The following is a 3553-nucleotide window of genomic DNA, read 5'->3' as shown; positions in this document are numbered from 1 at the left end:
GAAAACAGGAGGTTTCTGGCTGAGAGGAGAGGGTCTTCCAATCCTAAGACAGAGTTTCCCAATGGCCCCGATGAAAAGTTTATTCCCGATTGGCATTAAGCGATTGGATATGCCCCTTATTTGTCAGCCCGCTTATGGTCGGCAACGGATTGGTCAACCCGAACGACAGGATTGGCAAACCTGAGGCAGCTCCATTGATCAAGGTCCCGCTCTGCGCTTCCAAGACAGACTGCGTCAGCATCTCAGCGTTGGCACGTACGCACGGCCTTCAACGTCCTGGCCTAATTCCGGATAGCGACAGATAATTCGCGACCGCCCACTGGAACCGAGCAGTACTGCTCGCCCAGCTAGTCTAGCAGCAACATCTGCCAGTTTAAGCTGGCCACAGACGAGCGTTAACTTTGCCTGCGCTGCATTTCCGTCCGAGAATTTGATTCCTCGGACACAATTGCGATCGTCCCAAAATGCCTTCATGCAGCGTCTTTGTGTCGCCAGGCTATTTTGCAGCTAGACCAGCCTCCACAAGTCGCCGGAACGCTTCAGATCTGCTGGGGAGATCTGGTTGAGCGCGACGCCATTCGTCTATGCGACTGAGCAAGTCCGTCGAGAGCCGCAACTCGAAGCGTTCGGTTTTAGTCTCGATCGGTTCCGGAGTGTTTGACAAGAGCGATGTCCGTAATGTACGGTATGTACGTAGTGGTTGCCTCCGCGCAGCCGAACGACGTGCTCCAACACATCGTTCGGCCTGACCACACCCAAGCTGTCTGGAGCTCGGATCATGGCTGATTCCGACAATACCACGACTTTGCCTCTCGTCACCCACAGGAGAGCTGTTGTGGGGGTGGCAAGTGCAATTGCGAGATCAAGCCGAAACGTCTTTGCCAGCAGAGATCTGAAAGCGTCCCAATCCGATGACCTCGCCGAAGCGGTATGGCGCACATGGCAGGATGCTCATGAGGAAACTCAGAGACTATGCGGTGAGCAGCAGTGCCTGGAGCGGAAACTGATCGAAGCTGTCGGACTTCCTCGCGCGACACTTCAGTCGTCTGATGGCGAGAACGTGGAAGCTGATTTTGAGGCTCATAAGGCTCGCTGGGATACCGCTGATCGCGAACTTGGATACTCGGCTACGTTGCGGGCTGAACGCGATGCTGCGCAGCGAGCAGCGGATTTGCTCGAGATGCTCTCCCGGACCCCTGCCACGTCGCTTGCGGGAGTGGCGGCCAAACTCGACGCCGTCCTGAGGGAAGGACAGCCTTCAGAGGACGATCCTGAATTTCCATGGCCGCAGATCCGTTCTGTATTGGATGATGTCGTTCGGATTGGCCAGCAGACGGGGCAGGGCGCTCAAGCCTGAGGATCGAGGAGGCGGACACCCTCACCCTTTTGACCGACGGGCAAGAACTCGACGCCGGCCCTTATCAGAGCTGCTTCGATGGCCTGCATCGTGCTGATGCGGGAATCGACCTTGCCGTTCTCCAAACGGGCCAGCGCGTTGAGCGAGACGATCGCCTTGTCGGCAAGCTCCTGCTGCGACCAACCAAGCAGGGCCCGCGCGGCCCGAATCTGTCGTGGACTGACCATGCATCCACAATCGGCAGGCACATGGTCTTTCCCACATATAGGGTTATTTTAAGCCTCATAAGGTATATTAAGTGGCTGATGAGCCTGCTGATAGGCGAGAGCGAGACCCTGGCGTTTCGCGGCAAAACTCCTGTCGGTGGAAGACTTTGGAGCGTCGGAAGGCATTGTTGAAACGTCGCGATATGCTTCGGACAGCGCGCAAGCCAGCGGTCGAGGGCGAACCTCATCCCGCCGATCGGCATGTCGGCAGGCAGATTGCGACCGTTCGCGTCCAGTCGGACGTCTCGCAGGGCCAGCTCGCCCGCGCCATCGGCATCAGTTTCCAGCAGCTCCAGAAATACGAGAACGCGCGCAATCGCGTCAGCGCCTCGATGCTCTACGAGATCGCCACCTCGCTCGGCGTTCCCGTCAGCCGCTTCTTCGAAGGCCTGCCGGGAAATAATTCGAGCCGCGATCAGGCGCAGCCCTTGCCGGTCGATGAACGCCTGGAGTTCATCGCCAGCGCCGAAGGGAGGCGCCTGATCGAGGGTCTGATGAATCTTCCCCCGCGTGTCCGTGGCCGCGTCTCTTCCCTGATAGCAATGTTGGGGGAGGAATTGGCGTTGGCCGACAAGAAGGGCGATGGCGAGGCGGCGGGCGAGGCTGGGCCAGCCGATCGTCGGGCATTCTGATGCCAGCTCTCCCTGTCAGCCGAATTTTCTGACGGCAGGCACCTCGATGCGGCCGCGGGCCAAGAATATGTCTATCTCGACGCCGAATGCCCGCGAGCGCCTGGCGAATCCTTCAAGGATTTCCCGCGCGGTGCCCCCCATGGCAGCGACCGGTACCAGCCTCCCTGTCGCTGATCCCGGAGAATGAGGCTCTGTGCCGATCGTGACGGGCAGAAGGTCTATTTCTGTGACGCTTTTGCCCGCATCATAGCGGCAGGAGGCGACGATGCTTTGCCAAACCTCCGGCGGATCCCACTCCGTCTCGTCCGCGTGCACGTGGAAGAGGAAGTTTCCGAGGCCATAGAAAATCGGCGAGCCGTTATAGATTTCCATTGCCTGAAGAACCGGAGCGCCGTGGCTGACGAAGAGGCTGGCGCCAGCGTCGATGCATGTCCGGGCGAAGGTTTGCACCCATCGCGGCACGTCCTGCCAGCCCGGTTCCCAATGATGGTGATGCAGGTACGCGATCACGAAATCGCCCAGCGCTGCCGCTCGGCGGATGACTGACAAATGGGCATCTGCGCTCTGCGGATCGACCTCGATCAGTCGTCCGAACTCGGTGGCTTGCGTGAACACGGTGCCGTAGAAATTGATCTCCTTGCCGGCGGCCACCTCCAATGGATCCTCCGGCTGCGCGTAGTTGGTCAGCTCGAAGGCCGAGCACTGCAGATGTTTGCCAAGCCTTGCCAGCCTGCGCAGATGCCCATCCGGCACTCCGATCTTTCGAGCGGTCTTGAGCCGGTTCACGCCGGGGCGGGCCGGTCGGAAAGCCGTGCGGTCTTCGGCATACATGCTCGCGGGACCAGGCCCTGCATCGAACGCAAGAAGCGCTACCTCTCGCCCGCCCAACCGCTGGCGGCCCGGCTTGCGGGCGTTTGTCTCGTCGGTCCCGATGCCGGCATGAAGGAAGCCGCGGCGGCCCACTTCCTCCAGCGTCGAAAGAATGCCGCCGGCGCCGAGATCGAAGGCGTGATTGTTGGCAAGCGCAAGCGCGTTGAAGCCTAACGCCTGCAATGCGTCCAACACCTCGGCCGTGGAATAGCCGAAGTATCTGCCCTTGGTCGCCCAGCCGCCATGCCTGCCGAGGATCGTCGACTCGAAGTTGGTGAACACGACATCGCCCTGGCGCAGGAAGTCGATGACCGCCGCGAATCTCTCATCTTGTATGTCGCGGACGTCACGCGTGATCAGGGATTGGCCGGTCACGACGGCGCAGAACTGGTCTTTCATACAAAGCTTGCCTTAAGGAGGGGAGGGCG

Annotated in this window: 5 protein-coding genes; 3 read left to right on the top strand and 2 right to left on the bottom strand. The window is 59.9% G+C overall.

The window, feature by feature from the left end; translation table 11 throughout:
- Both EOA32_RS39400 and EOA32_RS34900 read left to right on the top strand, forming a co-directional pair.
- Positions 1–184 (top strand): hypothetical protein (locus tag EOA32_RS39400; RefSeq protein WP_210214879.1); only part of this gene is annotated, 184 nt, incomplete at its 5' end.
- Between the two features lie 594 nt (positions 185–778).
- Positions 779–1357: a hypothetical protein gene (locus EOA32_RS34900; RefSeq protein WP_128374117.1), complete on the top strand. Its 579-nt coding sequence runs from the start codon at positions 779–781 to the stop codon at positions 1355–1357.
- Here the strand turns inward: EOA32_RS34900 and EOA32_RS34895 are convergent.
- Positions 1348–1584, bottom strand: coding sequence for a helix-turn-helix domain-containing protein (locus tag EOA32_RS34895; RefSeq protein WP_095833090.1), 237 nt, complete (start codon positions 1582–1584; stop codon positions 1348–1350). The genes EOA32_RS34900 and EOA32_RS34895 overlap by 10 nt on opposite strands.
- A gap of 167 nt (positions 1585–1751) precedes the next feature.
- Between EOA32_RS34895 and EOA32_RS34890 the strand changes: the two genes are divergently transcribed.
- Positions 1752–2255: a helix-turn-helix transcriptional regulator gene (locus EOA32_RS34890; RefSeq protein WP_128374116.1), complete on the top strand. Its 504-nt coding sequence runs from the start codon at positions 1752–1754 to the stop codon at positions 2253–2255.
- A 15-nt stretch (positions 2256–2270) separates the two neighbouring features.
- Here EOA32_RS34890 and EOA32_RS34885 read toward each other — a convergent pair whose 3' ends face one another.
- Positions 2271–3524, bottom strand: a complete 1254-nt coding sequence (locus tag EOA32_RS34885) for a CapA family protein (protein WP_128374115.1) — start codon at positions 3522–3524, stop codon at positions 2271–2273.
- Positions 3525–3553: the final 29 nt, after the last annotated feature.

The sequence above is a fragment of the Mesorhizobium sp. M1A.F.Ca.ET.072.01.1.1 genome, from assembly GCF_004023325.1.
Taxonomy (GTDB): Bacteria; Pseudomonadota; Alphaproteobacteria; order Rhizobiales; family Rhizobiaceae; genus Mesorhizobium.
The sequence above is the reverse complement of the archived record's forward strand: the minus strand, read 5'-3'. Positions and strand labels throughout refer to the sequence as shown.

Bases quoted from the DNA above. Each gene is read 5' to 3' on its own strand.
- EOA32_RS34900 (WP_128374117.1), top strand. From the start codon at position 779: ATGGCTGATTCCGACAATACCACGACTTTGCCTCTCGTCACCCACAGG.
- EOA32_RS34895 (WP_095833090.1), bottom strand. From the start codon at position 1,584: ATGGTCAGTCCACGACAGATTCGGGCCGCGCGGGCCCTGCTTGGTTGG.
- EOA32_RS34885 (WP_128374115.1), bottom strand. From the start codon at position 3,524: ATGAAAGACCAGTTCTGCGCCGTCGTGACCGGCCAATCCCTGATCACG.